Below are 830 nucleotides of genomic sequence, written 5' to 3' on the forward strand. Positions count from 1 at the left end.
CCGTAACGCAAGGTGCCCCAGCCTTGGTGTTCGGCGGTGAGGCGGTTCTGGACGTCATACTCGTAGGCCAGCGCCCAGTGGCCGTCGTCGACGCTGAGGAGATTGCCTTGGCGGTCGTAGGCGTAATCGACCTTGTTGCCATCGGGTAGGGTTTTTCTTACAAGTCGGCCGGCGTGGTCGCGCTGGTAATGGGTAACCAACTGACTACCGTCATCGCCGTGTTCAGTTTTTTCCTGCAGGTTGCCGTTTAGGTCATACGCGTAGGCCGTGCGTTGCCCATCAAAACCAACTTCCTGCTGGATCAGGCCGTTGGCGTGGTAAGCCAGCCGGTAGGTCTCGCCAACTTCGTTTTCGATTTCAGTAAGCAGCAGACGCGCGTTGTCGTAGCGGTACTTGACCTGGCTGCCGTCGGCATTGATGCGGCGGCTGATCAGGTGCAGGCCGTCGGCGTATTCGTAGCGGGTGACGTGGCCCCGTTCATCGCGTTCGGCGGTGATTTTTCCGTAGGGGTTGTAGCTGTATTCCCTGCACGCACCGCTGAGCAGTACGAGGCGAGTCAGCCTACCGACTGCATCCCACTGGTATTGGGTCAGCGCGCCTTGTTCATCCTCCCGGGCAATCTGCCGGCCCAGGTCGTCGTAGCGATAGCGCTTGATGCCCCCGTTGGGCAGTTGCTCTTCAACCAACTGGCCGCGATCATTCCACACCAGCCGCTGGCAACTGTGATCGGGGTACCACACCCCAATCAGTTGCCCGTATTTGTTGTAGCTGTAGTCGGTGATGTGACCGTCGGGATCGGTCCTACGCGTCACGTCGCCCTGATCGTTGCG

General features: G+C 59.8%; 1 pseudogene. It reads right to left on the bottom strand.

The features are described from left to right. Positions 1-830: pseudogene (locus AOA60_RS11160) on the bottom strand (RHS repeat protein); the annotation flags it as partial.

It is taken from the genome of Pseudomonas sp. 2822-17 (genome assembly GCF_002742485.1).
In the GTDB taxonomy this organism is placed as follows: domain Bacteria; phylum Pseudomonadota; class Gammaproteobacteria; order Pseudomonadales; family Pseudomonadaceae; genus Aquipseudomonas; species Aquipseudomonas cyclaminis.